The organism is Acinetobacter indicus CIP 110367 (assembly GCF_000488255.1).
GTDB classification, from domain to species: domain Bacteria; phylum Pseudomonadota; class Gammaproteobacteria; order Pseudomonadales; family Moraxellaceae; genus Acinetobacter; species Acinetobacter indicus.
The window spans coordinates 66,239-91,612 of sequence record NZ_KI530759.1 but is presented as its reverse complement, the minus strand read 5'-3'; the positions used below and the strand labels follow the sequence as shown (position 1 = coordinate 91,612).

The following is a 25,374-nucleotide window of genomic DNA, read 5'->3' as shown; positions in this document are numbered from 1 at the left end:
TATTTCAGCATCAAAAAAACCTCAGCTGGGCTGAGGTTTTTTGCTTTAGAGCAGGTTATTGTCCTGTGCCTGAATTGGTGGTGGTGTCGGTTTCCCCAAAGTCGAGAGTAATTCGATTTCAATGGTGCGCACCATCGCATCTAAAGGCAAGTCATTACTTTGCGTACCAAATGGCTCTTCAATTTCCGAGCTTAGGGCGTCCAACCCCAAGAAGGTATAAGCCAGAATCCCGACCAGCAGCGGTGTCGCCAGCCCCAGCGTCGAGCCCAAGCTAAACGGCAGCATAAAGCAGAAAAAGTACACGGTACGGTTTAGCAATACCGAATAGGCAAACGGCAGCGGGGTGGTGGCAATCCGGTCACAACCGGTTTGCACCAGGCTGAGTTCCATCACATGCTGGTTCATCTGGCTGTAAATAATATCGGAAATTTCACCTTCTTTTAGGGCCTGCATCAGTTCCCATTGAATCAGGCTGAGGGTATATTGCGGCGCATTGGCCTGTTGATACAGCTGGGTTACGGCCTGCTGGCTCATACCGCTGGTTTCTACCAGTTCAGTCGGATTGGCAGTTTGATGGCGCAGACGGTCACGCAACACATTGGCAAACACAATCACATGCTGAATCACCCGTTCCCGGCGGCCTTGGGCCAGCATCCGGCAGTCGCGGTCAAAATGGCGCGCATTGGCAATTAACATGCCCCACAGTTTGCGGGCTTCCCACCAGCGGTCATAACAGGCCGAATTTTTAAAGCCAAGGAAAATCGACAGCACCACCCCAATTAAGGTAAAGCCGATCAGGGGGAAATCAGAGAAGTGAAAATACCCGACATAGGACAGGCCGCCGACAATCGCCGACAGCAACATGACCACGCCCAAAGGTGGTAACACCTTCGGTAAGATGGTACCTCGCCAGGAAAATAACAGCCTAAATACGCTCGGTTGGTCACGTACAATCATGTCTGGGAATCAGCTTAAGTTTTTCATGATCTTCTGTGCTGGCCGGGTTTTTGTCAATATGTTGCGCTGCTTAAAATGTCGACTTGATGAGTTGATGTTCAGCAAAGGAAAAACTGCCTTCGGGAGCAATAATACAATGATCAATCAGGCGGATATCAACCAGCTGGCAGGCCTGCTGGATGCGCTGGGTCAATTGTAAATCGGCCGGTGAGGGCTGTGGCTGTCCCTGAGGATGATTATGACTGATCACCAGCGCCGTAGTGTTTTTCTGGATGGCAAAGCGTAGCAGCTGGTTGATCGAAATTTCACATGAATTGAGCGCGCCAAAAAACAGTTTCTTAAAACAGATTTTGCGCAGCTGCGCATCCAGACACAATACTGCAAATACTTCCTGAGTTTCACCGAGCAGTTCAAAGCGTAAATAGTCCAGTAGCAGCCGGGAGGAGCTGAGTTCCAGTTTGTCCTGCTGCAAATGCTGGGCGGTATAGCGCCGGCCCAATTCCTTGACCGCCATCAGCTGGCTGTATTTACTTGGACCCATGCCATGAAACTGGCTTAAATCGGGCAGGGCGGCATCGAGTACCGCATTCAGGCTGCCAAAGGCCTGTAATAAATGACGGGCCAGTTCAACGGCAGAGTACTGCTGGGAGCCGGAGCGCAGGAAAATAGCCAGCAGTTCGGCATCGGAAAGACTGTGCGCGCCGTACTGGATCAGGCGTTCACGCGGACGCTCCTGTTCCGGCCAATGTTTAATACTGAAGTTCATTGTTATTAGACTTATTGGTGATGAATTGTTATGGATTTCGCCCAGACATGTCTTGGGAATGACAATATTTAATGCTATTGTGAGCCCCACTGCAACAGAAAGGTAAGCTGTTCGTGAGTTTTGATTTAAGTGTCATTCCTAATAAAAATATTATTGTGGGTATTACTGGCGGTATTGCCGCCTACAAAAGTGCCATTCTGGTTCGCCGTTTAAAGGACGCTGGCTTTAACGTCCGGGTGGTGATGACCGAAGGGGCACAAGCCTTTATTACACCGCTGACCTTTCAGGCGTTGTCGGGCAATCCGGTGCATACCCAGTTGCTGGACCCGGAAGCCGAGGCCGGCATGGGGCATATTGAACTGGCACGCTGGGCCGATCTGGTGCTGATTGCACCGGCCAGCTGTGACACCCTGGCCAAATTTGCCGCCGGTCTGGCAGATGACTTGTTATCGACTTTATATCTGGCCACCAGTGCCCCGGTCTGGGTGGCACCGGCCATGAATCAGCAGATGTGGGCGGCCAAAGCTACGCAGCGCAATCTGGCGACGCTGGTAGACGATGGCGTGCATGTGATTATGCCGGAATCCGGCTCACAAGCCTGTGGTGATGTCGGTCTGGGCCGTATGCCTGAGCCGGAAGAGCTAGCGCGTCAGGTCACCGATTATTTCCATAAAGCGCAGCGTGCGATTGCTGAAAAATTTGGCTTACTGGCCAGCAAGCATGTGGTGATTACCGCCGGGCCAACCCGTGAAGCAATTGATCCGGTACGTTATATTTCCAATCATAGTACCGGGAAAATGGGCTTTGCCCTGGCAGCAGCCTGCTATGCAGCTGGCGCCAAAGTTACGCTGATTGCCGGGCCGGTCAGTCTGGATACACCAAACGGGGTCCGCCGTATTAATGTATCTTCAGCCGTGCAGATGCTGGACACCAGTATGCAGTTGCTGGATGAAGGCTGTGATGTGTTTATTGCCACCGCGGCGGTTGCCGATTATCGCGTGGCTGAAGTTGCAGAACACAAAATCAAAAAATCCGGAGATGAACTGGATATCGCCTTAATCAAGAATCCGGATATTGTGGCGACTATCGCGCAGCAGGACAAACGTCCGTTTATGGTCGGCTTTGCCGCTGAAACGCGCAATGTGGAAGAATATGCGGCCGGCAAACTGGTGGCGAAAAAGCTGGATATGATTGCCTGCAATGATGTGTCCCGTGCAGATATCGGCTTTGCCTCTGATGAAAATGCCATGACGGTGTTCTTTGCTGAAGGCTATCATCTGCCAAAACGCGATCTGGAAAAAGCCTCCAAGCAGGAAATTGCCCAGCAGCTGGTCGAAGCCATTCATGATGCCTTGCACCATGATCCGGCGCAGGATGAAGCCTTCTGATCTTGTCAGAACAAATAAAAAAGCCCTGCAAGTGCAGGGCTTTTTCGTGTTGGACTTAAATGCCTGAATACAATTAAGCCTGACCTTCTGCAGCAGCGGCTTGTGCGCGTTGCATGTTGGCTTCAAATTCAGCATCAAAGTTGATTGGCGTTAACAGCAATTGCGGGAAGCTGCCTTTGGTAACCATATCATTCACTGCTTCACGCAAGAACGGGAACAGGATGTTCGGGCAGTAGGCACCCAGAATATACGGCAGACGTTCTTCTTCTACGCCATCAATCAGGAAAATACCTGCTTGAGTGACATCTACAATAAATGCTGTATCACCGGCATTGTTAGCTTGAACAACAACTTTTAAAGACACTTCAAAGTGGGTTGGATCAATCTTTTCTGCAGAAGACGACAGATTGATATTCAGTTCAGGCTGCCATTCTTTGGTAAATACTTGTGCCCCTGGAACTTCAAAAGAAATATCTTTTGTATAAATACGCTCTAATGCCAATTGTGGTTGAGCTTGTTGTTGTTCACTCATTATTTATTCCTTAAAAATATGAACAGAAAATTAACTGAAATTATGACGCCAGTAAGTCATCGAGTTTGCCTTCACGCTCAAGGGCGTAAAGTTGGTCGAAACCACCAATAAACTGCTCGTTAATGAAAATTTGTGGAACAGTACGATGGTTGGTGCGCTGCATCAGTTCAGTGCGGACTTCTGGTGCTTCGTTGGATAAATTGATTTCTTTATAGACAACGCCTTTACGCTCAAGAAGCTGTTTTGCACGTACGCAATATGGACATACAGTTGTTGAATAAATCGTTACTTCAGCCATTGCTAATCTCCTCAAGCGGATTATTTGCTTTTTACTAAAGGTAAGCCTTGTGCTTTCCAGTTACTGATCCCACCATCCAGACGATAGCTATCTGCGTGGCCTACCTGTTGCAGGGCAGTGCCGGCAATTTGACCTAAATTGCAGATAAACACCAATGGACGGTCAGCGGTTTTTAACTCTTCAATATGGCTTGAAATTTTGCTGTAAGGAATGTTGCGGCTGCCGCTGATATGGCCTTCACGGAAGTCTTTGGCATCACGTAAATCAATCAGCATGGCATTTTTGGCTTTCACCAGAATCCCTAAAGATTGTGGGGAAATTTTACGCCCGTTACGTTGGCCTTCCAAAATGAAGAATAAAACCACCAAAACTGCCAGTGTTCCAAACAAGAAGGGGTGATTCCCCATAAACTCGAACCAACGTTCCACAAGTCACCTAAATTACAATTTCAAAAATTGTCACAGAGTATAGCCTATAAATATGGTGATCAAAATCACCGCTTCAAGGGTCGGGCTGCAATTAAACTAATTTTTTTGCTGGGCTTCGTTGACTTCATCAATCAGACGTAAATAACTGTCGAGCCGGCGCGTTAAAATCTCACCCGCTGCTGCCGCCTGACGCAAGGCACATTGCTTTTCGTGCTTATGGGTACAGTTACGGAATTGACAGTGACCGAGCAGATTTTCAATTTCCGGAAAACCCTGCTGGATTTTTTCAGTCGTCAAATGCCACAGGCCAAATTCACGGATGCCCGGTGAGTCAATGAGCGCCGAACCTTCACCAAACGGAATTAAGCGGGTGGAGGTGGTGGTGTGCTGACCCAGGGCCGAGTTTTCTGAGATGATATTGGTTTTCTGCGCCGCTTCCGGCACGATGGCATTAATCAGGGTGCTTTTACCCACGCCAGACTGACCGACAAAGGCCACAGTTTCATTTTTTAAACGGTTGGACAGTTCGGTCAGATCTGCATCAGACTGGGTCTGCATCACTTCATAACCCAAATCACGGTATTCTTGCAGTAAATCCAGAATCGGATCATTTTCGGTAAGTAGGTCGGATTTGTTCAGGATCAGCAGCGCCGGAATATTGGCATCGGCACAGGCCACCAGATAGCGGTCAATCAGACCTGGTGCCGGTTCTGGCAGCGGTGCAAACACAATCACAATCAGCGAGATGTTGGCCGCCACCGGTTTGACTTTGTGGTAACGGTCCGGGCGCGTGAGCAAAGACTGACGCGGATGAATCGCGCTAATAATGCCCAGACCGGTATTTGGATCGGCCTGCCATTTGACCCGGTCACCGGTGACCAGCAATTCCAGGTTGGTGCGGGTATGACAGCGCCAGATGCTGCCCAGTTCAATCGGTTTCCAGAACGGTTCAGGTTCACCTTCAGCCACCACGGGTTTTTCAGGATGCTGCTCCGGCATGGAGAGGGCTTGTACTTCCAGTTGGCGTCCATAATGCTGCACCACCAGACCTTCCAGATCATTGGAGCTGTCTATCTCTTCCTGCCGGGTTTGCTGCTGTTTCTGAATGCGGCGTTGTTGCTGTTCAGTCAGGCGACGCTTACGAATTAAAGCCATTCATATCCTAAAAAAACCATGAAATCTGGAGTGCAAAAATAGCATGAAGCACGGGCAGAATGACACCCAAGAACACAGAAATTTGCTACTATAGCCGTTTTTAAGACGAATAAGATTGCACATTTATGAGCAGCACGCCTGATACCCGCTTAATTTGGATTGACCTGGAAATGACAGGTTTAGATACCGATAATGATCAGATTATTGAAATTGCCACCATTGTGACAGACGATCATTTAAATATTCTGGCGGAAGGTCCGGTACTGGCCGTGCATCAATCAGATCGTATTTTAAATGCCATGGATGAATGGAACACGCGTCAGCACGGTCAGTCTGGCTTAATTGAGCGTGTACGTCGCAGTAAACTGAGCGCGCAGGATGCCGAGCAGCAAACCTTGGAATTCCTGAAAAAATGGGTCAATCCAAAAACCTCGCCGATGTGCGGTAACTCGATCTGTCAGGACCGACGCTTTTTACACCGGTTAATGCCGGAGCTGGAGCAGTTCTTCCATTACCGTAATCTGGATGTGTCTTCAGTCAAGGAACTGGCCAAACGCTGGCGTCCGGAAATCATGAGCGGCTTAAAGAAAAATGCTTCTCACTTGGCCATGGATGATATCCGTGACTCGATTGCCGAGCTAAAATACTATCGTGAATATTTCTTTATTATGAATAAATAAGTATCTGTTCATCATCCATCTATTTGCACTGTGGGGACTAGCGTATCCACAGCGCTTAAGAAGAGGCTTTGGGCCTCTTTTTTTATCTCTATCGTTTTTCATTTGCTGTTATTCGGATGTGATCCAGAGATATTACCCGTTATAAAGATGTAATCTTTTTGGTGATTATTTAGACAGGATGCAGCTGCGCGCTTATGATAGGAGCAATGAGTATTTCAAAACCCATTTGCCGCAATGATCGGAGTACCTTAAATCATGCAAAGTAATAACCCGATCCTGACACGCGTTGAGGTGTCGAGTGATTATGCCCAGCCGATGAGCGTGCAGGGAGCAATCCAAAAATCTGTCCTGCTGACTTTAATTGCCGCCGTGGTGGGCATCGGCCTGTTTTTCTACAGTTTCCTGACCGCCAATCTTTCTATTGCCTATGCTGGCGCAATTGTCGGTGCCATTGGCGGACTGATTCTGGCTTTGGTGGCCACCTTTAAGCCAAATACAGCGCGCACGCTGGCCATTCCCTATGCGCTGTTTGAAGGGGCCTTTCTGGGCGGGATTTCAGTGATCTTCCAGTTGCAGTTTCCGGGTGTGCCATTACAGGCCTTGCTGGCTACCTTTGTGACCACATTGGTGATGTTTGTGCTGTATCGTACTCGGGTAATTCGCGCCACTGAAAAATTTAAGGCGGTGGTGATGTCGGCCTCAATTGCGATTGCGATGGTGTTTGTGGTGCAAATCTTTCTGAGTCTGGCTTTGGGGTCGAGTATTCCTTATCTGTTTGAAAGCAACTGGCTTGGAATTGGCTTTGCAGCATTTGTGGCCGTGATTGCCTCTTTAAACCTGATTCTAGACTTTGACCTGATTGAAACCGGTGCAGCACAAGGTGCACCGAAAAGCATGGAATGGCTGAGCGCCATTGCCTTATTGGCCACCTTGGTCTGGATGTATTATTCCTTCCTGCGTTTGCTGGGCTTATTGCAAAGCAATGATTAACTTCCCGGCATTTATCGACATTAAAATCGCGCAACCTTTGCGCGATTTTTACTTTCTTCGGAGGAATTGAAAAAAAGGCGCATTATGCAATTTCCGAATTGGCTCAGAATTGGCATGATACTGCAAAATCAATATGAGTGAGATTCACATGGCACAAGGACTATTAGCGGGTAAACGCTTTTTAATCGCGGGTATTGCGAGTAAATTATCCATTGCATTTGGTGTTGCTCAGGCTTTACATCGTGAAGGTGCAGAGCTGGCTTTTACCTATCCGAATGAAAAATTGAAAAAACGTGTGGATGAATTTGCAGAACAGTTTGGTTCTAAAATTGTTCTTCCTTGTGATGTTGCGGTAGATGCTGAAATTGAACAGGTCTTTGTCGATCTTGCTCAACATTGGGATGGTCTGGATGGCGTGGTGCATTCAATTGGTTTCGCACCAGCCCATACCTTAGATGGTGACTTTACTGATGTGACCGACCGTGAAGGTTTTAAAATTGCGCATGACATCAGCGCCTACAGCTTTGTTGCGATGGCGCGTGCCGCAAAACCATTATTACAGGCGCGTCAAGGCTGTTTATTAACCCTGACTTATCAGGGTTCTGAGCGTGTAATGCCAAACTACAACGTGATGGGCATGGCCAAAGCTTCGCTTGAAGCAGGGGTGCGTTATTTAGCCTCTAGCTTGGGTGCTGAAGGCATTCGTGTTAATGCCATTTCTGCCGGTCCAATCCGTACATTGGCTGCATCAGGAATTAAATCATTCCGTAAGATGTTGGATGCCAATGAAAAAATTGCCCCATTAAAACGTAATGTCACCATTGAAGAAGTGGGCAATGCCGCTTTATTCCTGTGCTCACCGTGGGCCAACGGGATTACCGGTGAAATTCTGTATGTAGATGCTGGCTTTAATACCGTGGGTATGAGCGCCGCCATGATGGACGCAGAATAAGTCGGAATGTTTCAACCTGTGCCGGCTTTTTATCGGATAGTTACATATTGATAAACAAGCGGCCGGGTTGAAGCGATGTTTTATGTGGTTATTTTGTATAAAATAGCCACACTTTTTTTTAGCTATTTATTACAGAACAATGATGCCAAGCAATATATTTGCAGCACTAGAAAAATTAGGCCTCAGCCCACAAAAACGTGCCCTCCATATTCAATTTTCTCAGCCTGCCTTAAATACCGATGTTTTTTTACAGCGCATCGACGGTGAACACCAGCTCAATGACGGTTTACATGCCGAACTGATCTGTCTTTCGACCAATGCCCAGATTCCGTTAAAACAGTTTATCGGCGCGCAGGTTGCCGTCGATCAGGTCACTGACCAGGGCCAGCTATTTCGCAGCAGCGGTATTATCACCGCAGCCGCGCAAGGCCAGAGTGATGGCTCTCTCACCCTCTATAAACTTACGCTAGAAGATCCAACCGCACTCTGGCATAAACGCCGTAACAGCCGTGTGTTTATGAATAAAAGCGTGCGTGAGGTCAGCGAGATCTTATTTAAAGAATGGCAAAACAAAAGCCCGCTCTTTGCCGCCAGCCTGACCCTGGACTTAACCGGACTGACCCAGGAACTGGATGTGCGTCCCTTTATCATGCAGTCCAATGAAACCGACTATGACTTCCTGACCCGGCTCTGGCGCAGTGAAGGCATTAACTGGCTGATTGATGAAGCCCAGTTACAGGTCGTACATTCCAGCAGCCCGATACAGGCCCAGAAACTGCGCCTGATTGATGACAACAGCCAGTACAGTGCCTTAAATCGTCGCAGTATCCGCTTTCATCGCTCCAGTGCCACCGAACAATTAGACAGCATCACCCAGTTGATTGCCCAGCGCAGCCTGCAACCGACCGCCGTACATCTGCAACGCTGGCAGTCAGATAGCCTGAGCCAGGAAGAAGGCGCCGGTTCAGTGCAAAGCAAACACCAGCACAGCCATAATCAGGACAATGCCAGCTTGAGCCTGGAACAAGCCTGGCAGATCAGCCCGGCCTGGATGCAGGATTTAAATGGCGAAGACCAGGCCACCGCATCCTCTAATAACCAGCTGGACAAACTGAACCAGAACCTCAGTCACTACAACGACCTGCAATCCAAATACTTTAGTGCCCATTCCACCGTCCGTGATGCCCAGGTCGGCTACTGGTTTGAACTGAATGAACATCCCGAAATTGACCAGCACAGCGCAGCCGACAAAGAATTCTTAATCACCGGCAAACAGTTCTATAACCAGAACAACTTACCCAAAGACCTCAATCAGCAGATTAACCAGCTACTCAGCCAGAGCCACTGGCATAGCCATTTTAGTTTTCAACAAAAACAACACCCGGATGAACGTCAAGGCAATACCTTAACCTTACAACGTCGCAACATCCGCACCGTACCGGAATACCATCCACTACAGCACCGACCGGCGGCTCATCCACAGCGCGCCCGGGTAGTCGGTCCTGCTGGCGAAAGCATCCATGTCGATGAATGGGGACGGATTAAAGTCCGCTTCCTGTTTACCCGCAGTGATGACCATCAGCATGATGGTGGGGCCGGTAGCAATGACAATGACACCGATTCCGCCTGGGTCGATGTACTGACACCTTGGGCCGGAGAAGGCTACGGGGCACGTTTCCTGCCACGGATTAATGAAATTGTGGTGATCGACTTCTTTGACGGTAACATCGACCGGCCTTTCGTGGTTGGTCGTTTACATGAAGCAGAACGCTCGCCAACCCAATTCGACCAACAAGGCCAACTACCCGACACCAAAAAACTCAGCGGGATCCGCTCACAGGAAATTGAAGGCAGTGGTTTTAACCAGCTGCGTTTTGATGATACTCCGAAGCAGATTTCAGCCCAGCTGCAAAGCAGCCATGGTGCAACACAACTAAATCTGGGGAACTTGAGCCATCCCAAAGCCAGCGCCGAAAGTGACGGTCGTGGTGAAGGTTTTGAACTCAGAACCGATCAGTGGGGGGCGGTTCGTGCTGGAGAAGGATTACTAATTTCCACCCATCCACAGACACAAGCCGAAGGCAATCATCTCGATGCCAATGAGGCCAAGAGTCAGATTGAAGGCTCACTGAACAATGCCCAAGCCTTAAGTGAAGTGGCCAAAAACCAGCAGACCGATCCTTTAGAAGTTCTCGATAACTTAAAGAACTTCTTAGAGCAGATCGAACAGCAGGATGAAAATAAAGCTGCTGCTTTTAAACAGGCACGGTTTTGTTGCACAAAGATTTGAAATGCAAAGCGCCCCTAATTGAGCCAAATTTAAGGCGTAACTTGGGTAAGTGGTCGACCTAATTCCGTAAACCTGTTGAGGACTGCTACACGTGCATGAATTTCATTCACCTGACTAGGAAAGCTTCTTGCCATTAATTTATCGCCTAATAATTTAATGCAATGCATCTTGGTTTCCACCAAACTTCGTCGATGATAGCCTGACCATTTTTTCCATAGTCTCCTGCCTAAGCGTTTAACTGTTCGAAGTAATTCATTTCGTTCTAGCGAGCTGATCTTTGTATCTTTCCATGGTTTCGCATTTTTTCTAGGTGGAATCACCGCATGCGCTTGCCGATCTGCAATGACCTGACGGCATTGCTTGGTGTCATAAGCTCCATCGGTATAAACAGAGTTAATCTGCTCATCTTGTGGAATCTGATTAAGTAAATCACCAAGCACCTGTGAATCACTGATATTATTGGTTGTAAGCTGAACTGCTCGTATTTGTAGGGTTTTAGCATCTATACCAATATGAAGTTTACGCCATTGGCGACGATATTCAGGTCCATGTTTCTTGCGTTTCCATTCGCCCTCACCTAGAAACTTCATGCCTGTAGAGTCCATGAGTAGATGCAGCCCATCGCTACTTTTTTGGTAGCTGATTACAATATCAATATGCTTTTGTCTTCTACAAAGCGTGGTGTAATCTGGAGCTATCCAATTTAATCCGCAAAGTTTAATCAGACTTTGCACAAAGCCAGTGACCATACGTAAAGACAGACGGAATAAGGATTTAATCATTAAGCAGCATTGGATGGCTGCGTCGGAGTAGGTTTGATTTCGCCCTTGTTTGCCTTTTGATGGAGCATACCATTGCGTAGCAGGATCAAACCAAATGGCAATATTTCCGCGACTCATGAGTGCTCGGTTATATGCGGGCCAATTGGTTGTGCGGTAGATTTTGTGTGTAGGCTTCTTCATTTGAAAATTATATCGCTGAAAAAGCCTTTACAGATAGGTTTGTGCAACAAAGCCTTCTATAAAATTTAAGGCAACTGCTGAATCGGACTCCCACCCAGCGCTTGTAACAAGGTCACATAAGCATTGTATTGGCTCTGACGGGTTTGCACCAAAGATAGACGGGCATTACGCGTGGTTTCCTGTGCATCTAACAGATTTTTTAATGCCACTGCGCCGTTACGATAACGAACTTCAGTCAACCGTTCAGACTTTTCCGCCAGTTCAACATTACGTGCCTGCAAGGCAAGCTGCTTATCCAGCTCATTACGTGCCGATAATGCATTTTCCACATCTGCAAAGGCGGCATATAGGGTCTGGCGATACTGCAAAATCGCTTTTTCATATTCCAGTTCGTTGACCTGTAAATCGCGTTTCATGTCATTCCATTGTAAAAATGGCAGACTTAAACCTGCACCCAAGGTCAAGGCCGGATTTTGCAATGCACTGCTTAGTGAGGTAGAGGCACCCACACCAGTCGATAGCACACCAGTCAAACTGATCGATGGATAATAGCTGGCCCGATTGGCATCTTTATTGGCCAGGGCTTTGCGCAGGCGCAACTCAGCGGCCTGCAAGTCCGGACGACGCGCCAATAATTCTGCCGGCAAACCGGCACTAATCTCCGGCAGCGCCGTGCGTGGTAAACGCGGCGGTTCCTGAACATTCAGTTGCTGCACCGGCATGTTTAATAAAACTGCCAAGGCCGTCCGGGTTTCTACACGCTGCTGCTCAATCTGGCTTAAGGTCGATTTCTGGTTTTGTACCGCCTGTTCTGCCTGGGTTACATCCAGACCCGATACCGCGCCAGCCCGATACTGTACTTGTACCAGTTCATAGGTTTTTTGTGCGGTCGCCAGGTTTTGCTGCACCACCTGATAACGTTCATTTAAATAGCCCAGCTGCCAATACAGCTCTGCTGCTGTACCAATCAAACTCTGTGCTGTGGCCTGTAAATCCTGCTCGGTGGCTAAGGCTTCCCAGCGCGCAGCTTCGGTCTGGTTGGCCAGTTTGCCAAATAAATCCAGTTCATAACTCAAGCGTGGATAGCCCAGAGAAATTCCGGTCGAGGCATTACCATCGCCATCCAGACTAAAACGGTGCCCGGTTGAAATACTGGCATCTCCAATCCGGATTCCTTGCTGGCTTTGAGACTGTCCCGCCTGTAGACGGGCCTGTTGCAGATTAATCCCGGCAACCGCCAGATCGCTATTGCGCGTCAAGGTTTGTTCAACCAGGGCATTCAGCTGGGCATCCTTAAACAGCGTCCACCACTGATCGGCCTGAACCTGAGCATGCACCTGCTGGCTAACCGCTTTACTGTTCTGGAAACTGCCCGGAATAGTCACAGCGGGTGCCTGATATGGGGTTTTCACCACCGCCGCACAGCCGACCAAGCTGCTGCTCAATAGCAAGGCGGTTGTAAGCTTACTGAAATTCAATTGCATGAAAGTATCCTTATTCTCGAGACAGGGCATCGACGGGGTTTAAACGGGCAGCGTTACGGGCAGGAATAAAGCCAAACACAATCCCGATCAGGCTGGAACAGATAAAGGCCGCCACAATGGAGGTGGTCGAGTAGGCCATTTGGAAAGTCCCGCCGGCGAACTGGGTAATCAGTTGTCCAATCCCTAAAGATAAGAGCACCCCGAGAATACCACCTAAAATACAGACCAGTACGGCTTCAATCAGGAACTGCTGCAAGATGTCACTTTGTCGGGCACCCACCGCCATACGAACGCCGATTTCCTGCGTCCGCTCTGTAACCGATACCAGCATGATGTTCATCACCCCGATACCACCCACCACCAGAGAAATCACGGCAATGGCTGAAATTAGCAGGGTCATCGTCGCAGTGGTCTGCTGGATAGTTTCCCGAATACTGTCGGCATTCTGGGTAAAGACATCCTGCGCACCGTGGCGTTGGACCAGCAGGCTTAAAATTGCATTTTCTGCGGCGGCACTTGGATATTCATCTTTAATCCGGACAATGATGCTGCGCACATGCGATTGCCCCAGCATCCGGCTTAAAACGGTGGAGTAGGGTAGATAGACATTCAGGCTATCCGCATTACCGCCCATACCTTGCTGGGCATCGACCACCCCAATGATCCGACTGGGTACGCTGCCCAGTAAAATCACCTGACCTACCGGGTTAGAGCCGTCACTAAAGAAAGTCTTTTGGGTGTTGGTATCAATCACCACGTCTTGGGCTTGAGTGCGGACACTGCTCCGGTCAAAAGGTTGACCGCTGTTAAAATCCAGACCGCGTACATAGAAGAAGTCTTCACTCACACCATTCACGGTGGTCGAGGCTTCAATTTCCTTAAAGCGTCCGGTCACGCTGGTATTCACCGACGGGCTGACCCCATCGACATAGGGCTGTTCCGCCAGCGCATCGGCATCTGCGGGAATCAGGGTTCTGACCTGAGAGGAACGTGAATTGTCCCCGAAGCCCCGGCCCTGATACACGGTGATGGTATTGGTACCCAGACTGCTGATGTTTTCCAGAATCTGTTTTTGTGAACCATTGCCGAGTGCCACCACTGAAACCACCGAGGCAATCCCGATAATAATCCCGAGCATGGTCAGAAAGGTTCGCATCCGGTGTGCATTCATGGCCAGTAAGGCCATACGGAAAGCTTCTCCCAGACGGTCCACCGCAGAACGCCAAGACGAAATTTTCTTTTGTGTATTGCGTTGCAGTTGCTGTTTTTCTAGGGGCGCATCTTCAGTTTCTGGCGTATTCGGCTGATCGGAAATAATATTCCCGTCACTGATTTCAATAATCCGGCTGGCACTTTTGGCGACATTGTGGTCATGGGTGACCAGAATAATAGTATGACCCTGGGCATTCAGCTCGCGCAGAATCCGCATCACCTCGATGCCGCTATTTTTGTCCAGTGCACCGGTTGGTTCATCGGCCAGAATCACATCGCCGCCATTCATTAGCGCACGCGCAATCGAAACACGCTGTTGCTGACCACCAGAAAGCTGGCTTGGACGGTTCTGGGTTTTCTCACCCAGACCCAAATCGGTCAGCAGTTTTTCTGCACGCTGATGACGTTCATCGGCATCGGCACCAGCATAAATCGCCGGCACTTCGACGTTTCCCGCTGCGGTTAAATCGCCCAGCAGATGATAGCGCTGGAAAATAAAACCAAAATATTCACGGCGTAACTGGGCCAGTTCATCGGGTTCCAGTTCACGGGTTTCGCGGCCATTGACGCGGTAGCTGCCCGAGGTTGGTTTATCCAGACAGCCTAAAATATTCATCAGAGTCGATTTGCCCGAACCGGACTGGCCGACAATCGCGACCAGTTCGCCGGGGTAAATCGCCAGATCGACACCCTTGAGAATCTGCACCGTTGATTCACCTGCCGGGAATTCACGAGTCAGATTCTTGACCTCGAGTAGAGGTTGCTGTTGTTGACTCATGCTTACATTCTCATTGGGCCGGAAGGACCACCACGGTTACTACGTTTGGCGCCATCGTTTGAAGTATCTGAACCATCGGCAATAATGACCTGATCACCTTCTTTCAAACCTTTGATGATTTCAACGCTAACGCGGTTATTTAAGCCGGTCAGGACCTGTTGCGGTTTGGCGCTGCCATCGGCCTGTAAGACACGTACCATTGCCAGTGCAGCTTTGCCTTGATCAATCAGGGCACGTTCCTGTTCGGTCAGGGTTAAGCGCGCAGGACGGTCACCGGCCGGGCGTTGACCACGAGCTTCAGATGCACCGCGTTCAGCCGGCGCCTGATCTGCACCCGGGGCACGGCTACGCTGTGGACGGTTAGAGGCCTGAATGGCTGCGGCTGGAATCATCAGGACATTTTTCGCTTCATCCAGCACAATCGACACCTGTGCGGTCATGTCAATACGCAATTTGCCATCTTCATTCGGAACATCAAACAGGGCGTTGTAATACACCGCAGAGCTTGAAGTGGATGAACTGTTATTGGTCTCGGTATTGATTGAATTTGGTGCCGGTTCAACCTGACGCAAGGTGGCGTAGTGTTTTTTCTCACTGTTGCCCAAGGTGGTGAAGTACACACGCTGGCCTTCTTCCACTTTCATAACGTCGGCTTCAGAAATCTCCGATTTTACGGTCATGGTGTTGAGCTTGGCCAGTTTGACAATAGTCGGCGCACTCTGGTTGGCGTTTACAGTCTGACCTTCTTCCGTAACAATCGCCACGACCGTACCATCCATGGGTGCAACAATACGGGTATAGCCTAAATCTTCACGTGTGGTGGCTAAGGTTAAGCGGGACTGTTCAATCTGGGCATTGATAGCAGCAATATCGGCCTGTGCGGTTTTGTAGCTGGCCAGTGCGGCTTCCAGTTCTGCACGTGAGGTCGCATCCTGATCATACATGGCCTGTTGTCGGCGATATTCAGCTTCGACTTTGGCAAGATTGGCCTGACGCACCGCCAGTTGAGCCTGTTGGTTTTTAATGCTGGCTTCTGCGGTTTTTAATTCGTTTTCCTGACGTACCGAATCAATCTGGGCAATCAGCTGGCCCTGTTTGACCTGATCGCCGAGTTCGACATACATTTTTCTGACCTGTCCCGACACCTGGGCGCCGACACTGACCATTTTGGTGGCTTCCAGGACACCGGTGGCCAGTACTGAATTTTCAATATCGCCACGACTGACAGCAGCGGTAATGTACTGTGGCTGTTCCTGTTTAGGTTTTAAAAAGAACCAGGCTGCAGCAATAAGTGCCACAATGGCCAGCGCAGCAAGCGCGAGTTTGGTTGGTTTTATTTTAGGCATGATCATCGAAACAGGTAAAAAGAATTAAACGGAATTATAAAAGCGAATTAAGGATAAATCGTGAATATTTTGAAGACATTGCAAATGATAATTATTCTATGCAGGTCCGGATATCCGGTTAAACAGCAAATAAAGGCCGACCACAGAGACTGGCAATGGCTTGCTGCACCAGCTGTTCCGGGTTGTCCTGACTGACGCCTTTAATAGCCGCATCAATATTTAATAACAGCGCTGGCCAGCTTAAAAACGTCTGTGGCGATAAACGGCGTACTGCCTGCTGGTAAGTGCTGACCTTGTTTTTCCAGATGCCCAGTTGCAAGGCATTCTGTGGTTGCTCGAACAGTTGCATCAGAAGTCGCATTTCCTTGCTGATACTCCATAAGATCAGGCTCATCGGCTCGCCAGAGGCGGTCAGATACTGAAAAATCTTGATAGATTGAGCCAGATTTCCGGCTAAAAGGGCATCGCTTAAATCATAAGTGGTATAGCGTGACTGGTCTTGCAGGCAGGCATATAAATGCTCAATCTGAATCTGTTCAAGGTCCGGAAACGTATCGCGCACCCGCATCAGGCTGTTTTTGGCGGCCAGCAGGTTGTGTTCATGATGCTGTTCCAGCCATTGCCAGGCATCATTGGCCAGTTGAATCCCGAGTTTCTGCGCTTCAACCGCTAAAATCTGCTGCCGGTCACGTGGGTAATTTGCCGTTAAGGCGACGCAAACGCCATTGGCTTCCACTGTCTGGAAAAAGCTCGACTTGAGGCTACTGGCATCTTGCTTGGGCATGACCACCAGCAGCAGGTTATTGCTGTCTTGTTGTAAGTAGCTTTTCAGCAGTTTTAAGCTGCTGGCATCAGGCTTGATGTTGCCATGCACTTCAACTGCCAGTTGAGTGGAAAATAAAGACAGGCTGTTTAAGGCATTAAAGACATTTTTCCAGTCACTGACGCTGCTAATATCATAGCGCTGACGTTCAATGTCCTGCTTCTGCCAGCTTTGGCGAAAAGCATCAATCAGGTTTTGTTCCAGCAATGGCTCTTGACCATGCAGCACCCAGGCCCCCCGGGCATCATCAATCCGTTTCAGGGCCTGTAAGTAATCCAGTTTCATGGTGCAGCAGTTTGGCTGGTCGATGCGGCAGGTAAGCGGTTTGATGAAATCTGACGTACGATTTGCTGGGCCACGTCATCAATGATCACATCACGCAGGAATTTCTGTTCCTGATCATCGGTGTTCACTGTTGCGACATCATATTGATAGCTTCGGGTGGCGACTACGGTACGTGGTTCAGTTACCGGATTGCCTTGTGCATCTTCAATACGGAAAGTGACATTTAAACGCAGCATGGTTTCCACCAGCTTACCATTCAGTTCCAGACGACGCGGGCTATAGTCGAGTACCCGCAGCAGATAGGCATCATTACTATTGCTGAGCTGGACACCGGCGGCACCCAAATAAATCGACAGTTTTTCCTGTAATTCTTCCGCTTGGGCAGGCAGCGCCAGACGCATTTTCGAATAGGCCACTGGGGCGACGGTTGGGTTGGTGCCTTTCAGATGAAAACCACAACCGACCAGGCTAGTAGCTAAACCGCATGTAAGTACAATAGCTGCGACACGTTTGCCCAAATGCATGTGTTGTCCTCTGTGTTGGCCTGAATCAAGCGAAAAATAAAATGAGATTTTGATTGTATGTGCAAAGCCCGTTGACTGGCAACGGGCTTTGTGTTTTTTAAGCCTCCCTTTCTTGCGCTTCGATCTAAAGCGGTGCTTTATCTCTTGCTCAGGGAGGCTTTTCCCCTCTTTTTTAAAGAGGGGGTAGGGGAGATTCTTAAACCACCAAATTCACTAACTTATTCGGTACCACAATTTCTTTCTTGGTCGGACCAGTCAAGAATTGTTGCACTTCAGGCAATGCTTTCGCTTGTGCCAAAATGTCATCTTTCGATGCATCGACAGACACTTCTAATTTGCCGCGAAGTTTACCGTTCACCTGAACCACGATGGTTTGGGTATTACGTGTTAACGCAGATTCATCCACAGTCGGGAATTGAGCAGATGTTAACTCGATCCCAAACTGCGCCAATAAAGTCTGGCTTAAGTGTGGTGCAAATGGTGCCAGTAAAGTCAGAAGTGTGGTGATGGATTCACGAGCCACAGCCACGTCATTGTCATCTTTCGCTTCAAACTTGTTGTTTACATTTAGAAGCTCCATCATCGCTGCAATGGCAGTGTTAAATGCATGACGACGTTCGATGTCATCACCCACTTTTTGGATGGTTTCATGGGTTTTACGACGTAAGTCTTGCGCTGCTGTAGAAAGCGCAGCTTTGTCGATGTTTGATGCATTGTTGCCTTGTTCAAGGAAACCAGTTGCCAAACGCCATACACGTTTCAAGAAGCGGTTTGCACCTTCAACACCAGCATCAGACCATTCAAGAGATTGATCAGGAGGGGCTGCAAACATCATGAATACACGAGCCGTATCTGCGCCGTATTGGTCAATAATCGCTTGCGGGTCGATCCCGTTATTTTTCGATTTCGACATTTTTTCTTGGCCGCCAACAATGACGTCTTGACCATCACCTTTGTATTTCGCAGACGTGATACGACCTTTTTCGTCTTTTTCAAGTTCGATGTCGGCAGGGTTGAACCAAGTTTTCTTACCTGATTCAGACTCGCGGTAATAAGTATCGGCAAGTACCATACCTTGTGTTAACAAGTTGGTGAATGGTTCGTTGCCTTGTACCACGCCTTCGTCACGCATCAATTTGTGGAAGAAACGTGCATATAACAAGTGCAGAATCGCGTGTTCAACACCACCGATGTATTGGTTCACAGGCAACCAGGTTTGACCCGCTTCAGGTTTCACCATGCCATCTGTAAAGTCTGGAGAAGCATAACGTGCATAGTACCAAGAAGATTCTACAAACGTATCCAGTGTATCTGTTTCACGACGTGCGTCGCCGTTACAGCTTGGACATTTTGTTTCATAGAATTCAGGCATTTTGTTGAGTGGGTTACCTGAACCATCAGGTACAACATCAGTTGGAAGTACCACAGGAAGTTGATCTTCAGGTACTGGTACTTGACCACAGGTTGGACAGTTAATCATTGGAATTGGACAACCCCAATAACGCTGACGAGATACACCCCAGTCGCGTAAACGGAATTGAACTTTGACATTGGCAAGACCTTGTGGTTCAAGTTTTGCCAAGAATGCATCAAATGCACCCTGGAAGTCTAAACCGTCAAACTCGCCTGAATTAACCAGTTCGCCTTCTTTCGAGCCATACCATTCTTGCCATTCAGTTGCGTCAAATTCCGCATCATCTGCGCCTTTGGCATCAATCACTTGTTTGATGGTGAGGCCATATTTATTGGCAAATTCGAAGTCACGTTCATCGTGTGAAGGCACTGCCATCACCGCACCTGAACCGTATGACATCAGCACATAGTTTGCGATCCAAACAGGAACTTCTTCACCAGTCACAGGGTGTTTTACAGAAAGACCTGTTGCCATGCCTTTCTTCTCAGCAGTGGCAAGATCCGCTTCTGCAACTGAACCCATCCGACATTCTTCGATAAATGCAGCAAGTTCTGGATTCGTTTCAGCTGCTTTAAGCGCCATCGGATGTTCTGCTGCAATAGCAACATAAGTCACACCCATTAAGGTGTCGGCACGTGTTGTGAAGACTGTTAAGCCATCTGCATACACGTCTGGATTCGCTGAAGGGAAAGTAATTTCCATACCCTGTGAGCGACCAATCCAGTTACGTTGCATGGTTAACACTTGTTGTGGCCAACCGTCTTTCAGCGTGTCTAAATCGTCCAGTAATTCTTGCGCATAGTCAGTAATGCGGAAGTAGTACATTGGAATATCACGTTTTTCAACCAATGCACCTGAACGCCAGCCACGACCATTTTCAACCTGTTCGTTGGCAAGTACTGTTTGGTCGACTGGGTCCCAGTTCACCGTTGAAAGTTTACGGTAGATCAGACCTTTTTTATAAAGCTGAACAAATAACCATTGTTCCCAGCGATAGTATTCTGGTGTACAGGTTGCAAATTCACGATCCCAGTCAATCGATAGACCAAGTTTTTTCAACTGATTACGCATGTAATCAATGTTTTCAAAAGTCCATTTTGCTGGTGCAACCTGGTGTGCAATGGCTGCGTTTTCAGCAGGCAGACCGAAGGCATCCCAACCCATTGGTTGCAGTACGGTTTCGCCTTTTAAACGGTGGAAACGGCTGATCACGTCACCAATCGTATAGTTACGCACATGACCCATATGCAGTTTGCCACTTGGGTAAGGGAACATCGAGAGGATATAACGACGTGGACCTTCTACAGTGTCGGCAACTTTAAAGGCTTTGCGAGTTTCCCAGTCGCTTTGGACTTGAGGTTCAATCGCACTGGCTTGATATTCAGGGTCAATATGAGTAGTCATAAACGGATTAATGAATTACGGTTAAAAGTTTGTTGCACAGCATAGCGCAAAATGCAGCGAAAAGTGAATTTTGCGCGGCGGTTTCTGCTGGAAAAATTTAACTGATCAGGCCAGAGCAAGCAGAAACTTAAAAAACTTGCGGATTGGCACGTTCCTGTTGGGCTTGCTGCAGGGCAGCATTGGCTTCACGTTGCTGTGAATCCATCTCGGGAGCGGTTGCTGGCGTGTTCGCTGTCTGTGCTGTGGTTGGACTGTGGGTATTATTCGCTGCCGCCGTTTGCGCTGAAGTCGTTGGGGCAGAGTTGCGCCAGCCGTAAGTATCGACTTTGCCGTGTTTCTTGGCATTTTTCGGTGGCGGGGTGGTGGTGTAATGAGTTGAACCATTGGTATCGACCCATTTGTAGTACTGTTTGGCCATCACATTGGCGCTGGCCAGTGCGACTACTGAACATAATCCCCAAGTTAAAATAGAGCGATTCATCTTGTTATCCTCATGCTGTATTCAGCTGATCAATCTGCGCGTTTATCTTAGCAATAATTGGCGCCAAAGTTGATGAATTTTTAGGCTGGAAGATGAAAAATAACAGCATGAATCTGCGCCTGAATATCCTCGGCTGTTGTATCTGAAAGAACCATTTTACTGCTGCAGAATTATCCATTTTGATGGGTGAATTATAAATAAACGATTTTTTATTTAATAAAATTCATTCATTTTTTTTATGTATTTTATATTTAAAATTTATGTGAAATAAAGGCAAACACATGAAATATCATGTTTTATAACGGAAATTTAAATTTTTCTATGTAATGCTTGAAAACCAGATGTGTTTAAAAAACAGGCACACAGCCAAGTTTAGGAAAAAAGCCAATTTTTAAACTTGACTTTAGGGGACGAAACTACAAAAATGCTGTCTTTAGTTTTATATGCCTTAGATCGATCACCCTTCGAATAAGTGTCATGTCATGCAATGGGCAACTTCTCTAGCCGAGAAGCTGAACAAAGCTGTGAAACGTGTTTATCCCAACATGTTTTTAGATCTCATATTGCTCAATCAGCAATCAGATCACAAATTTTTCCTATTGCGATGAAAACTATGAAATATGTGTGCTATAACAGTGCAACAATGAATTAATGAAACGCTGCAAATGCCTCCCATTTCGCAGTGATTAAGATTAGGGTGAATCACGTTGGAACTTTTATCTGGTGGTGAAATGCTCGTTCGTGCATTAGCGGACGAAGGCGTTGAACATGTATTTGGATACCCAGGCGGCGCCGTTTTACACATTTACGACGCGTTCTTTCAACAAGACAAAATCAATCATTACCTTGTGCGCCATGAACAGGCAGCAGGCCATATGGCTGATGCTTACTCGCGCGTAACCGGTAAGACCGGTGTGGTGCTGGTGACTTCAGGTCCAGGTGCAACCAACACCGTTACCCCAATTGCAACAGCCTATATGGACTCCATTCCAATGGTGATTCTGTCAGGTCAGGTTGCTTCTCATTTAATTGGTGAAGATGCGTTCCAGGAAACCGATATGGTGGGGATTTCCCGACCAATCGTAAAACACAGTTTCCAGGTGCGTCATGCCAGCGAAATTCCATCAATTATTAAAAAAGCATTCTATATCGCGTCATCTGGCCGTCCTGGTCCGGTTGTGGTTGATATTCCAAAAGATGCGACCAATCCGGCAGAAAAATTTGCCTACGAATATCCTGAAAAAGTGAAGATGCGTTCGTATCAACCACCACATCGTGGTCACTCAGGTCAAATCCGTAAAGCGATTGATGAACTGATTCATGCCAAACGTCCAGTGATTTATTCAGGCGGTGGTGTGGTGCAGGGCAATGCCGCAGCACAGTTAACTGAGTTGGCGCATATTCTGGGTTATCCTGTGACCAATACCTTAATGGGCTTGGGCGCATTCCCGGGTGATGATCCGCAATTCATCGGCATGCTCGGTATGCACGGTACCTATGAAGCCAACATGGCCATGCACAATGCAGACGTGATTCTGTGTGTCGGTGCGCGTTTCGATGACCGTGTCACCAACAATCCGGCAAAATTCTGTCCGAATGCTAAAGTCATTCATATTGATATTGACCCGGCAACAATTTCTAAAACCATCATGGCGCACATTCCAATTGTGGGCGCAGTTGAACCTGTACTCCAGGAGATGCTGGTACAGCTGAAACAGATGAATGTGTCGAAGCCAAATCCTGAAGCGATTGCAGCATGGTGGGAGCAGATCAATGAATGGCGTAAAGTTCATGGTCTGAAATATGAAAAGCCAACTGATGGCACCATGAAGCCACAACAGGTGGTGGAAGCTTTAGATAAAGTGACCAATGGTGAGGCCATTATTACTTCTGACGTTGGTCAGCATCAGATGTTTGGTGCGCTTTACTACAAATACAAGCGCCCACGTCAATGGATCAACTCGGGTGGCTTGGGCACCATGGGTGTAGGTTTGCCTTATGCAATGGCTGCGAAACTGGCATATCCAGACCAGCAGGTGGTGTGTATTACTGGTGAAGCATCCATCCAGATGTGTATCCAGGAGCTGTCGACCTGTAAGCAATACGGCTTGAACGTGAAAATTCTGTGCCTGAATAACCGTGCCTTGGGTATGGTAAAACAGTGGCAAGATATGAACTATGAAGGTCGTCACTCAAGCTCATATGTAGAGTCTTTACCTGACTTTGCCAAGCTGATGGAAGCGTATGGTCACGTGGGAATCCAGATTGACCATGCCGATGAGCTTGAATCGAAGTTGGCTGAGGCCATGGCCATCAATGATAAATGTGTATTTATTAACGTGATGGTTGACCGTACTGAACACGTTTATCCGATGCAGATTGCCGGTCAGTCCATGAAAGATATGTGGTTAGGAAAAGGGGAGCGTACAGAATGAGACACATTATTTCCGTTCTCGTTGAAAACGAAGCTGGTGCGCTTTCTCGTTTAGTGGGCTTGTTCTCTCAACGTGGTTATAACATTGAGACGCTGAACGTAGCACCGACTGAAGACCCGACTTTGTCACGTTTGACACTCACTACTTATGGTGATGACCACAAAATTGAGCAGATTACCAAGCAGCTGAACAAGCTGGTTGAAGTGGTCAAAGTGGTAGATTTGTCTGAAGGCGCGCATATTGAGCGTGAACTGATGCTGATTAAAGTCAAGGCACTGGGTTCAGCACGTGATGAAATCAAGCGTACTGCCGATATTTTTCGTGGTCAGGTGGTCGATGTGACACCAACGACCTATACCATTCAAATTGCCGGTACCACAGAAAAGCTTGATGGCTTTATTGATGCGTTGGCTGAGAACACCATTCTGGAAGTGGTGCGTTCAGGCGTATCGGGTATCGCACGTGGCGAAAAAGTTTTAACTATTTAATTTAACAACGAATTCATCTCTCCCGGCTGGGAGAGGCGCTAGCAAGCTGAATAAAGAAATTGCCCTAGCGGACAGGAATCAAAAGCATTTAAGCGGAGACAGCAATGCAAATTTTTTACGATAAAGACTGCGACTTATCTATCATCCAATCTAAGAAAGTAGCGATCATTGGTTACGGTTCACAAGGTCACGCGCATGCGCTTAACCTTAAAGATTCTGGCGTTGACGTAACTGTTGGTTTACGTGCTGGTTCAGCTTCTTGGAAAAAAGCTGAAAATTCAGGTCTTAAAGTTGCTGAAGTTCCTGCTGCAGTTGCACAAGCTGACGTGGTGATGATCTTGACTCCAGACGAGTTCCAAGCGCAACTTTATCGTGACGTGATTGAGCCAAACATCAAGCAAGGCGCGACTTTAGCATTTGCTCACGGTTTCTCTGTTCTTTATAACCAAGTTGTTCCACGTGCTGACTTAGACGTAATCATGGTTGCACCTAAAGCACCTGGTCACACTGTACGTTCTGAATACCAACGTGGTTCAGGTGTTCCTGATCTTATCGCGATTCACCAAGATGCTTCTGGTAACGCACGTAACCTTGCACTTTCTTACGCTTCAGGCGTAGGTGGTGGCCGTACAGGTATCATCGAAACTTCTTTCCGTGAAGAAACTGAAACTGACCTGTTCGGTGAGCAAGCGGTTCTTTGTGGTGGTGCCGTTGAACTGGTTAAAATGGGCTTCGAAACTCTGGTTGAAGCGGGTTATGCGCCTGAAATGGCTTACTTCGAATGTCTACACGAACTTAAATTGATCGTTGACTTAATGTTCGAAGGCGGTATCGCGGACATGAACTACTCTGTATCAAACAACGCTGAATACGGCGAATACGTAACAGGTACTGAAGTCATCAACGAACAGTCTCGTGAAGCAATGCGTAATGCGCTTAAACGTATTCAATCTGGTGAATACGCGAAGATGTTCATCCAGGAAGGTGCGTTGAACTACCCATCTATGACTGCTCGTCGTCGTCAAAACGCTGCTCACGGTATCGAAGTGACTGGTGCTAAATTGCGTGCCATGATGCCTTGGATTCAAGCAAACAAAATCGTTGATAAAGAAAAGAACTAAGTTCTAATTTCTGAGCCAAAAAGCCCTTGTGTTTCACAGGGGCTTTTTTATGTCATTTAAAAATAGAGCTTACTGAGTTAAGTTAACTTCCGTGCCTTAAAGAAAAGAAAGCAGTGCTTTTCTTTCTTTGCACTTCACTCAGAACAGTGTTCTGAGCTTGCTCATACCTTGGATTCAAGCA

Annotated in this window: 21 protein-coding genes and 1 pseudogene; 8 read left to right on the top strand and 14 right to left on the bottom strand. The window is 47.8% G+C overall.

What is annotated here, in order from left to right; genetic code table 11:
- Positions 1 to 45: 45 nt before the first annotated feature.
- Entirely contained in the window at positions 46 to 957 is a 912-nt protein-coding gene (locus P253_RS14825; RefSeq protein WP_005182277.1) for a bestrophin family protein, read from the bottom strand.
- A 70-nt stretch (positions 958 to 1,027) separates the two neighbouring features.
- A complete protein-coding gene (radC, locus tag P253_RS14820) occupies positions 1,028 to 1,723 on the bottom strand; it encodes a RadC family protein (RefSeq protein ID WP_005182279.1) in 696 nt (231 codons plus the stop codon).
- A gap of 113 nt (positions 1,724 to 1,836) precedes the next feature.
- On the opposite strand from radC, the gene coaBC reads away from it, so the two are divergent.
- Positions 1,837 to 3,111 (top strand): bifunctional phosphopantothenoylcysteine decarboxylase/phosphopantothenate--cysteine ligase CoaBC, encoded by a 1,275-nt coding sequence (coaBC, locus tag P253_RS14815; RefSeq protein WP_005182280.1) that lies wholly within the window; start codon positions 1,837 to 1,839, stop codon positions 3,109 to 3,111.
- Positions 3,112 to 3,184: 73 nt separating this feature from the next.
- Here the strand turns inward: coaBC and secB are convergent, their stop codons facing one another.
- The 4 genes from secB to rsgA all read right to left on the bottom strand — a co-directional run bounded on the left by secB (position 3,185) and on the right by rsgA (position 5,524).
- The gene (gene secB, locus P253_RS14810; protein WP_005182282.1) at positions 3,185 to 3,643 is read right to left on the bottom strand and encodes a protein-export chaperone SecB; all 459 of its coding nucleotides are present in this window, start codon (positions 3,641 to 3,643) and stop codon (positions 3,185 to 3,187) included.
- Between the two features lie 40 nt (positions 3,644 to 3,683).
- Positions 3,684 to 3,941: a glutaredoxin 3 gene (grxC, locus tag P253_RS14805; protein ID WP_005182284.1), complete on the bottom strand. Its 258-nt coding sequence runs from the start codon at positions 3,939 to 3,941 to the stop codon at positions 3,684 to 3,686.
- A 20-nt stretch (positions 3,942 to 3,961) separates the two neighbouring features.
- Positions 3,962 to 4,369: a rhodanese-like domain-containing protein gene (locus P253_RS14800; protein WP_005182291.1), complete on the bottom strand. Its 408-nt coding sequence runs from the start codon at positions 4,367 to 4,369 to the stop codon at positions 3,962 to 3,964.
- Positions 4,370 to 4,465: 96 nt separating this feature from the next.
- Entirely contained in the window at positions 4,466 to 5,524 is a 1,059-nt protein-coding gene (gene rsgA / locus P253_RS14795) for a small ribosomal subunit biogenesis GTPase RsgA (RefSeq protein WP_016659547.1), read from the bottom strand.
- 125 nt (positions 5,525 to 5,649) lie between these two features.
- On the opposite strand from rsgA, the gene orn reads away from it, so the two are divergent.
- From orn to P253_RS14775, 4 genes and pseudogenes are all read left to right on the top strand, one after another.
- The gene (gene orn, locus P253_RS14790; RefSeq protein ID WP_005182297.1) at positions 5,650 to 6,204 is read left to right on the top strand and encodes an oligoribonuclease; all 555 of its coding nucleotides are present in this window, start codon (positions 5,650 to 5,652) and stop codon (positions 6,202 to 6,204) included.
- Between the two features lie 255 nt (positions 6,205 to 6,459).
- Positions 6,460 to 7,194: a Bax inhibitor-1/YccA family protein gene (locus P253_RS14785; protein WP_016659546.1), complete on the top strand. Its 735-nt coding sequence runs from the start codon at positions 6,460 to 6,462 to the stop codon at positions 7,192 to 7,194.
- Between the two features lie 148 nt (positions 7,195 to 7,342).
- Entirely contained in the window at positions 7,343 to 8,146 is an 804-nt protein-coding gene (locus P253_RS14780; RefSeq protein WP_005182307.1) for an enoyl-ACP reductase FabI, read from the top strand.
- Between the two features lie 139 nt (positions 8,147 to 8,285).
- Positions 8,286 to 10,412: pseudogene (locus P253_RS14775) on the top strand (type VI secretion system Vgr family protein); the annotation flags it as partial.
- 53 nt (positions 10,413 to 10,465) lie between these two features.
- Here P253_RS14775 and P253_RS14770 read toward each other — a convergent pair.
- From P253_RS14770 to P253_RS14735, 8 genes are all read right to left on the bottom strand, one after another.
- Positions 10,466 to 11,398: an IS5 family transposase gene (locus P253_RS14770; protein WP_081402527.1), complete on the bottom strand. Its 933-nt coding sequence runs from the start codon at positions 11,396 to 11,398 to the stop codon at positions 10,466 to 10,468.
- Between the two features lie 65 nt (positions 11,399 to 11,463).
- On the bottom strand, positions 11,464 to 12,882 hold the full coding sequence (locus tag P253_RS14765) for an efflux transporter outer membrane subunit (protein WP_016659543.1): 1,419 nt from the start codon (positions 12,880 to 12,882) through the stop codon (positions 11,464 to 11,466).
- A 10-nt stretch (positions 12,883 to 12,892) separates the two neighbouring features.
- Positions 12,893 to 14,872: a MacB family efflux pump subunit gene (locus tag P253_RS14760; protein ID WP_005182346.1), complete on the bottom strand. Its 1,980-nt coding sequence runs from the start codon at positions 14,870 to 14,872 to the stop codon at positions 12,893 to 12,895.
- A gap of 2 nt (positions 14,873 to 14,874) precedes the next feature.
- On the bottom strand, positions 14,875 to 16,218 hold the full coding sequence (locus P253_RS14755; protein WP_016659542.1) for a MacA family efflux pump subunit: 1,344 nt from the start codon (positions 16,216 to 16,218) through the stop codon (positions 14,875 to 14,877).
- A 118-nt stretch (positions 16,219 to 16,336) separates the two neighbouring features.
- On the bottom strand, positions 16,337 to 17,326 hold the full coding sequence (gene holA, locus P253_RS14750; RefSeq protein ID WP_005182351.1) for a DNA polymerase III subunit delta: 990 nt from the start codon (positions 17,324 to 17,326) through the stop codon (positions 16,337 to 16,339).
- Positions 17,323 to 17,850, bottom strand: a complete 528-nt coding sequence (locus P253_RS14745; protein WP_005182353.1) for an LPS-assembly lipoprotein LptE — start codon at positions 17,848 to 17,850, stop codon at positions 17,323 to 17,325. Before P253_RS14745 ends, holA begins: the two co-directional genes overlap by 4 nt.
- 196 nt (positions 17,851 to 18,046) lie before the next feature.
- On the bottom strand, positions 18,047 to 20,668 hold the full coding sequence (gene leuS, locus P253_RS14740; RefSeq protein ID WP_016659541.1) for a leucine--tRNA ligase: 2,622 nt from the start codon (positions 20,666 to 20,668) through the stop codon (positions 18,047 to 18,049).
- Positions 20,669 to 20,795: 127 nt separating this feature from the next.
- Positions 20,796 to 21,149, bottom strand: coding sequence for a DUF4124 domain-containing protein (locus tag P253_RS14735; RefSeq protein WP_016659540.1), 354 nt, complete (start codon positions 21,147 to 21,149; stop codon positions 20,796 to 20,798).
- 707 nt (positions 21,150 to 21,856) lie between these two features.
- Between P253_RS14735 and P253_RS14730 the strand changes: the two genes are divergently transcribed.
- From P253_RS14730 to ilvC, 3 genes are all read left to right on the top strand, one after another.
- Positions 21,857 to 23,584: an acetolactate synthase 3 large subunit gene (locus P253_RS14730; protein ID WP_035363671.1), complete on the top strand. Its 1,728-nt coding sequence runs from the start codon at positions 21,857 to 21,859 to the stop codon at positions 23,582 to 23,584.
- On the top strand, positions 23,581 to 24,072 hold the full coding sequence (gene ilvN, locus P253_RS14725; RefSeq protein ID WP_005182370.1) for an acetolactate synthase small subunit: 492 nt from the start codon (positions 23,581 to 23,583) through the stop codon (positions 24,070 to 24,072). The genes P253_RS14730 and ilvN overlap by 4 nt, the downstream gene beginning before the upstream one ends.
- A 104-nt stretch (positions 24,073 to 24,176) precedes the next feature.
- The gene (gene ilvC / locus P253_RS14720; protein ID WP_005182373.1) at positions 24,177 to 25,193 is read left to right on the top strand and encodes a ketol-acid reductoisomerase; all 1,017 of its coding nucleotides are present in this window, start codon (positions 24,177 to 24,179) and stop codon (positions 25,191 to 25,193) included.
- The last annotated feature ends 181 nt before the right edge of the window (positions 25,194 to 25,374 follow it).

What these genes read in the sequence shown, in the direction of transcription:
- P253_RS14825 (WP_005182277.1), bottom strand. Translation starts at nt 957, where the DNA reads ATGATTGTACGTGACCAACCGAGCGTATTTAGGCTGTTATTTTCCTGG.
- radC (WP_005182279.1), bottom strand. Translation starts at nt 1,723, where the DNA reads ATGAACTTCAGTATTAAACATTGGCCGGAACAGGAGCGTCCGCGTGAA.
- secB (WP_005182282.1), bottom strand. Translation starts at nt 3,643, where the DNA reads ATGAGTGAACAACAACAAGCTCAACCACAATTGGCATTAGAGCGTATT.
- grxC (WP_005182284.1), bottom strand. Translation starts at nt 3,941, where the DNA reads ATGGCTGAAGTAACGATTTATTCAACAACTGTATGTCCATATTGCGTA.
- rsgA (WP_016659547.1), bottom strand. Translation starts at nt 5,524, where the DNA reads ATGGCTTTAATTCGTAAGCGTCGCCTGACTGAACAGCAACAACGCCGC.
- orn (WP_005182297.1), top strand. Translation starts at nt 5,650, where the DNA reads ATGAGCAGCACGCCTGATACCCGCTTAATTTGGATTGACCTGGAAATG.
- P253_RS14785 (WP_016659546.1), top strand. Translation starts at nt 6,460, where the DNA reads ATGCAAAGTAATAACCCGATCCTGACACGCGTTGAGGTGTCGAGTGAT.
- P253_RS14780 (WP_005182307.1), top strand. Translation starts at nt 7,343, where the DNA reads ATGGCACAAGGACTATTAGCGGGTAAACGCTTTTTAATCGCGGGTATT.
- P253_RS14770 (WP_081402527.1), bottom strand. Translation starts at nt 11,398, where the DNA reads ATGAAGAAGCCTACACACAAAATCTACCGCACAACCAATTGGCCCGCA.
- P253_RS14765 (WP_016659543.1), bottom strand. Translation starts at nt 12,882, where the DNA reads ATGCAATTGAATTTCAGTAAGCTTACAACCGCCTTGCTATTGAGCAGC.
- P253_RS14760 (WP_005182346.1), bottom strand. Translation starts at nt 14,872, where the DNA reads ATGAGTCAACAACAGCAACCTCTACTCGAGGTCAAGAATCTGACTCGT.
- P253_RS14755 (WP_016659542.1), bottom strand. Translation starts at nt 16,218, where the DNA reads ATGCCTAAAATAAAACCAACCAAACTCGCGCTTGCTGCGCTGGCCATT.
- holA (WP_005182351.1), bottom strand. Translation starts at nt 17,326, where the DNA reads ATGAAACTGGATTACTTACAGGCCCTGAAACGGATTGATGATGCCCGG.
- P253_RS14745 (WP_005182353.1), bottom strand. Translation starts at nt 17,850, where the DNA reads ATGCATTTGGGCAAACGTGTCGCAGCTATTGTACTTACATGCGGTTTA.
- leuS (WP_016659541.1), bottom strand. Translation starts at nt 20,668, where the DNA reads ATGACTACTCATATTGACCCTGAATATCAAGCCAGTGCGATTGAACCT.
- P253_RS14735 (WP_016659540.1), bottom strand. Translation starts at nt 21,149, where the DNA reads ATGAATCGCTCTATTTTAACTTGGGGATTATGTTCAGTAGTCGCACTG.
- ilvN (WP_005182370.1), top strand. Translation starts at nt 23,581, where the DNA reads ATGAGACACATTATTTCCGTTCTCGTTGAAAACGAAGCTGGTGCGCTT.
- ilvC (WP_005182373.1), top strand. Translation starts at nt 24,177, where the DNA reads ATGCAAATTTTTTACGATAAAGACTGCGACTTATCTATCATCCAATCT.